The sequence below is a fragment of the Citrobacter sp. wls826 genome (genome assembly GCF_005281245.1).
Classification (GTDB): Bacteria; Pseudomonadota; Gammaproteobacteria; order Enterobacterales; family Enterobacteriaceae; genus Citrobacter; species Citrobacter braakii.
In genome coordinates this window covers 11,689-17,602 of sequence record NZ_SZWS01000017.1, presented here as the reverse complement: position 1 = coordinate 17,602, position 5,914 = coordinate 11,689, and the positions used below count along the sequence as shown (strand labels likewise).

Annotated in this window: 7 protein-coding genes; all 7 read left to right on the top strand. The window is 53.1% G+C overall.

Annotated features, from left to right (window positions below):
• Nucleotides 1-692 (top strand): acryloyl-CoA reductase (locus tag FDW87_RS02665; RefSeq protein ID WP_252362964.1); only part of this gene is annotated, 692 nt, incomplete at its 5' end.
• A gap of 119 nt (nt 693-811) precedes the next feature.
• Nucleotides 812-1,816: a protein-methionine-sulfoxide reductase catalytic subunit MsrP gene (msrP, locus tag FDW87_RS02660; protein WP_137379431.1), complete on the top strand. Its 1,005-nt coding sequence runs from the start codon at nt 812-814 to the stop codon at nt 1,814-1,816.
• Nucleotides 1,817-2,416, top strand: a complete 600-nt coding sequence (gene msrQ, locus FDW87_RS02655; protein WP_137379430.1) for a protein-methionine-sulfoxide reductase heme-binding subunit MsrQ — start codon at nt 1,817-1,819, stop codon at nt 2,414-2,416.
• Nucleotides 2,417-2,808: 392 nt separating this feature from the next.
• Nucleotides 2,809-3,279 (top strand): acetyl-CoA carboxylase biotin carboxyl carrier protein, encoded by a 471-nt coding sequence (gene accB, locus FDW87_RS02650; protein WP_003025210.1) that lies wholly within the window; start codon nt 2,809-2,811, stop codon nt 3,277-3,279.
• Between the two features lie 10 nt (nt 3,280-3,289).
• Nucleotides 3,290-4,639 (top strand): acetyl-CoA carboxylase biotin carboxylase subunit, encoded by a 1,350-nt coding sequence (gene accC, locus FDW87_RS02645; protein WP_003828838.1) that lies wholly within the window; start codon nt 3,290-3,292, stop codon nt 4,637-4,639.
• 107 nt (nt 4,640-4,746) lie between these two features.
• On the top strand, nt 4,747-4,989 hold the full coding sequence (locus FDW87_RS02640; protein WP_016154721.1) for a YhdT family protein: 243 nt from the start codon (nt 4,747-4,749) through the stop codon (nt 4,987-4,989).
• On the top strand, nt 4,979-5,914 hold a 936-nt coding region (panF, locus tag FDW87_RS21565; RefSeq protein ID WP_252362963.1), incomplete at its 3' end, for a sodium/pantothenate symporter. The genes FDW87_RS02640 and panF, both read left to right, overlap by 11 nt.

Below are 5,914 nucleotides of genomic sequence, written 5' to 3'. Positions count from 1 at the left end.
GGGGTGGACTGGCCGAACGCGCACGCGTGAAAGGCGACTGGCTGGTTGCGCTGCCACAAGGGCTGGACGGACGTAAAGCCATGGTCATCGGTACCGCTGGCTTTACCGCCATGCTGTGCGTCATGGCGCTTGAAGATGCAGGTATTCGCCCGCAAGACGGTGAGATTGTCGTCACTGGCGCCAGCGGCGGCGTGGGCAGCACGGCCGTGGCGTTACTGCATAAGCTGGGTTATCAGGTTGCGGCGGTTTCGGGTCGCGAAAGCACTCACGACTACCTGAAGAGCCTGGGCGCTGACCGTATCCTTAGCCGCGATGAATTTGCTGAATCTCGCCCGTTGGAAAAACAGCTGTGGGCTGGTGCGGTTGATACCGTTGGCGACAAAGTTCTGGCAAAAGTCCTGGCACAGATGAACTACGGTGGCTGCGTTGCCGCCTGCGGTCTGGCTGGCGGTTTCGCTCTGCCGACGACGGTGATGCCATTCATTCTGCGTAACGTTCGTTTGCAAGGGGTGGACTCGGTAATGACCCCGCCGGCACGCCGGGCAGAAGCCTGGGCGCGTCTGGTTAAGGATCTGCCGGACTCTTTCTATGCTCAGGCCGCCACGGAGATTACGCTGGCGGATGCGCCGAAGTTTGCCGATGCCATCATCAATAACCAGGTGCAAGGTCGTACGCTGGTGAAGGTGAAGTAACAAGCTCTGGCGCAGAAATTTACACTTAATTAACGAAATTTCGCGGCATATCTACAGACTCCCTGCCATATTAACTACGCGTCCCCTGTCAGTTATGACGCGTAAGCCGGGAGTCTGTTATGAAGAAATTACGTCCATTTACAGAAGCCGACGTCACTGACGAGTCGGCTTTTTTTATGCAACGCCGCCAGGTACTGAAAGCATTAGGGATCAGCGCCGCCGCGTTGTCTTTCCCCCTCTCTGCGCAGGCTGATCTTCTTAGCTGGTTTAAGGGGAATGACCGCCCGCCCGCGCCCGCGGGTAAGCCGCTTGATTTCAGCAAACCCGCCACCTGGCAAAATTCGCTTCCTTTAACGCCGGCGGATAAAGTTTCTGGCTACAACAACTTCTATGAGTTCGGTCTCGATAAAGCGGATCCGGCAGCCAATGCTGGCAGTCTGAAAACCGATCCGTGGACGTTAAAAATCAGTGGTGAGGTGGCAAAACCACTCACCCTCGATCACGATGCGCTGACCGCCCGTTTCCCACTGGAAGAACGGATTTACCGGATGCGCTGTGTGGAGGCCTGGTCAATGGTCGTGCCGTGGATTGGTTTTCCGTTACATAAACTGCTGGCGCAGGTTGAACCCACCAGCAACGCAAAATATGTCGCCTTCGAAACGATCTACGCACCGGATGAAATGCCCGGACAAAAAGATCGCTTTATTGGCGGCGGGCTGAAGTATCCCTATGTTGAAGGACTGCGTCTGGATGAAGCTATGCATCCACTCACTCTGCTTACCGTGGGGGTTTATGGAAAAGCTCTTCCCCCACAAAATGGCGCGCCCATTCGCTTAATTGTGCCGTGGAAATACGGATTTAAAGGCATTAAGTCGATCGTGAGTATTAAACTAACCCGCGAACGCCCCCCAACAACCTGGAATCTGGCCGCCCCCAATGAATATGGATTTTATGCCAACGTGAATCCGCATATCGATCACCCGCGCTGGTCCCAGGCCACTGAGCGTTTTATTGGCGCAGGCGGTATTCTGGACGTTCAGCGCCAACCCACGCTGCTGTTTAATGGTTACGCCGACGAGGTCGCTTCGCTGTACCGTGGTCTTAATCTGCAGGAGAATTTTTAAGTGCGCCTGACTGCAAAGCACATTACCGGACTGAAAGTTTGCCTGCATCTTGCCGGCTTTTTACCGTTTGTATGGCTATTTTGGGCGGTGAATCACGGTGGTCTGAGCGCAGACCCGGTCAAAGATATCCAGCACTTTACCGGTAGGACAGCTCTGAAATTCTTGCTGGCGACCTTGCTGGTCTCTCCCCTCACGCGCTACGCTAAACAGCCATTATTGATACGCACACGGCGCCTGTTAGGGCTATGGTGTTTCGCCTGGGCAACGTTGCATTTAACCAGCTACGCACTCCTGGAACTGGGCATTCATAATCTGGCGCTGTTAGGACGGGAATTAATCACGCGACCTTATTTGATGCTGGGCATTACCAGTTGGGGCATATTATTCGCCCTCACGTTAACCTCCACCCAGTCGGCTCAGCGAAAACTGGGCAAAAATTGGCAGTATTTGCACAACTTCGTCTATCTTGTGGCGATCCTGGCACCCATACATTATCTGTGGTCGGTAAAAATTATCTCCCCTCAACCGATTATTTATGCAGCACTCGCTGTGGTGTTGTTAGCCTGCCGTTACAAGAAGTTTCGCCAGTGGTGGCGGTAGTTTCACGTTATGTGCAGTGCGTTACAAAATGTGGACGATCCGATTTTCTTTACATGTTAACGGTTGATTATCTTCCCTGATAAGACCAGTATTTAGCTGCCAATTGCTACGAAATAGTTATAATGTGCGACTTTGCTATCCCCGGTAGCGTTTTTAGAGCGCTGAAAGGGTGACATTCGCATGTTGAAGGTATATTTTGTCTTTTACCCGAAAATGGCAGAAGATAGCCGCACAATGACTAACAAGTCTGGCAATCTCACTTAATGGCAACCGCACCCAGTGCAATGCCTGAGATGCGTGGCATCTTGTCACTCACTGTTATAAAAATGCTATACAGACGGCGGTAAAACGCTTGTCACAATCTCACTAAACAAAGAGTACGGAACCCACTCATGGATATTCGTAAGATTAAAAAACTGATCGAGCTGGTTGAAGAATCAGGCATCTCCGAACTGGAAATTTCTGAAGGCGAAGAGTCTGTACGCATCAGCCGTGCGGCGCCAGCTGCAAGTTTTCCAATGATGCAACAGGCTTATGCTGCACCAGTGATGCAGCAGCCAGCTCTGTCTAACGCTGTCGCACAAACTGCCTCTCCAAGTATGGAAGCTCCGGCAGCAGCGGAAATCAGTGGTCACATCGTACGCTCCCCAATGGTTGGTACGTTCTACCGCACCCCGAGCCCAGATGCGAAAGCGTTCATCGAAATCGGCCAGAAAGTGAATGCGGGCGATACCCTGTGCATCGTTGAAGCCATGAAAATGATGAACCAGATCGAAGCCGACAAATCCGGCGTAGTGAAAGCGATTCTGGTAGAAAGCGGTCAACCGGTAGAATTTGACGAGCCGCTGGTCGTCATCGAATAACGAGGCGAACATGTTGGATAAAATTGTTATCGCCAACCGCGGTGAGATCGCCCTGCGTATTCTGCGTGCCTGTAAAGAGCTGGGCATCAAGACTGTCGCTGTGCATTCAAGCGCGGATCGCGATTTAAAACACGTATTGCTGGCGGATGAGACGGTCTGTATTGGCCCGGCTCCGTCCGTAAAAAGCTATCTGAACATCCCGGCTATCATTAGCGCTGCTGAAATCACCGGCGCAGTGGCAATTCACCCGGGCTATGGCTTCCTCTCTGAGAATGCCAACTTTGCTGAACAGGTAGAACGTTCCGGCTTTATCTTCATCGGCCCGAAAGCCGACACCATCCGCCTGATGGGCGACAAAGTGTCCGCAATTACCGCGATGAAGAAAGCTGGCGTACCAACAGTCCCAGGCTCTGACGGCCCGCTGGGCGACGACATGGACGCTAACCGCGCTCATGCGAAGCGCATCGGTTATCCAGTTATTATCAAAGCCTCCGGCGGCGGCGGCGGTCGCGGTATGCGCGTCGTGCGCAGCGATGCCGAACTGGCACAATCCATCTCCATGACCAAAGCGGAAGCGAAAGCGGCTTTCAACAACGACATGGTTTACATGGAGAAGTACCTGGAAAACCCACGCCACATCGAAATTCAGGTGCTGGCAGACGGTCAGGGTAACGCGATTTATCTGGCAGAACGTGACTGCTCCATGCAGCGTCGTCACCAGAAAGTCGTCGAAGAAGCACCAGCACCGGGCATTACTCCGGAACTGCGTCGCTACATCGGCGAGCGTTGCGCCAAAGCGTGCGTTGATATCGGCTATCGCGGGGCAGGTACTTTCGAGTTCCTGTTCGAAAACGGCGAGTTCTACTTCATTGAAATGAACACCCGTATTCAGGTTGAACACCCGGTAACCGAAATGATCACCGGCGTTGACCTGATCAAAGAGCAGCTGCGCATCGCTGCGGGACAACCGCTGTCCATCAAGCAGGATGAAGTTGTGGTTAAAGGCCATGCGGTAGAATGCCGTATCAACGCCGAAGACCCGAACACCTTCCTGCCAAGCCCGGGTAAAATCACACGTTTCCACGCACCGGGTGGCTTTGGTGTGCGCTGGGAGTCTCATATTTACGCAGGCTACACCGTACCTCCGTACTATGACTCAATGATCGGTAAGCTGATCTGCTATGGCGAAAACCGCGACGTAGCAATCGCCCGTATGAAAAACGCGTTGCAGGAACTGATCATCGACGGTATCAAAACCAACGTTGATCTGCAGATCCGCATCATGAATGACGAGCATTTCCAGCACGGTGGAACCAATATCCACTATCTGGAGAAAAAACTCGGACTTCAGGAAAAGTAAGCGTGCGTTAACTGAAAAGGCCGGAAATTCCGGCCTTTTGTTTTTCTCCCCTCCCGCACGTGCCATAAGGTACAATCCCCGCTTTCTTTATCCACAAGGGACAAAAAATGGACGCTCGTTTTGTTCAGGCCCATAAAGAGGCGCGCTGGGCGCTGTGGCTGACCCTTTTATATCTTGCCACATGGTTAGTGGCCGCTTACTTACCAGATTCCACGCTCGGTTTTACCGGCTTACCACACTGGTTCGAAATGGCCTGCCTGCTAACGCCGCTGGTTTTCATCGTGCTGTGCTGGGCGATGGTGAAGTTTATCTATCGCGACATTCCGTTGGAGGATGACGATGCAGCTTGAAGTTATTTTGCCGCTGGTCGCCTATCTGTTGGTGGTCTTCGGTCTTTCCGTTTACGCCATGCGTAAGAGATCGACCGGCACTTTCCTGAATGAATATTTCCTCGGCAGCCGCTCGATGGGCGGGGTCGTATTAGCCATGACGCTAACGGCAACCTACATTAGCGCCAGTTCGTTTATTGGCGGTCCTGGCGCCGCTTACAAATACGGGCTGGGATGGGTGCTGCTGGCGATGATCCAGTTGCCCGCCGTTTGGCTTTCTTTGGGGATTCTTGGTAAGAAATTCGCGATTCTGGCTCGCCGTTATAATGCCGTTACCCTCAACGATATGCTGTTTGCCCGCTACCAGAGTCGCCTGCTTGTGTGGCTGGCAAGCCTTAGCCTGCTGGTCGCGTTTGTCGGTGCAATGACCGTACAGTTTATTGGCGGCGCACGTTTGCTTGAAACCGCTGCGGGTATACCTTACGAAACCGGTCTGCTTATTTTTGGCGTCAGTATCGCATTGTATACGGCGTTCGGCGGTTTTCGCGCCAGCGTACTGAACGACACCATGCAGGGTATGGTGATGCTGATTGGTACTATTGTTCTGCTGGTCGGCGTCGTTCATGCTGCCGGTGGCCTCAGCAATGCGGTGGTAACCCTGCAAACTATCGACCCTAAACTGGTCTCGCCGCAAGGCGCGGATGACATTCTGTCACCCACGTTCATGACCTCATTCTGGGTACTGGTGTGCTTTGGCGTAATTGGGCTGCCGCATACAGCAGTACGCTGCATATCTTATAAAGACAGCAAAGCTGTACACCGCGGCATTATCATCGGCACCATCGTAGTGGCGATCCTGATGTTTGGTATGCATCTGGCAGGTGCGTTGGGGCGTGCGGTGATCCCTGATCTGACAGTGCCGGATCTGGTTATCCCTACGCTGATG

Excerpts from the sequence above, each read along its gene's own strand:
- msrP (WP_137379431.1), top strand. The coding sequence starts at position 812 with ATGAAGAAATTACGTCCATTTACAGAAGCCGACGTCACTGACGAGTCG.
- FDW87_RS02640 (WP_016154721.1), top strand. The coding sequence starts at position 4,747 with ATGGACGCTCGTTTTGTTCAGGCCCATAAAGAGGCGCGCTGGGCGCTG.
- accC (WP_003828838.1), top strand. The coding sequence starts at position 3,290 with ATGTTGGATAAAATTGTTATCGCCAACCGCGGTGAGATCGCCCTGCGT.
- accB (WP_003025210.1), top strand. The coding sequence starts at position 2,809 with ATGGATATTCGTAAGATTAAAAAACTGATCGAGCTGGTTGAAGAATCA.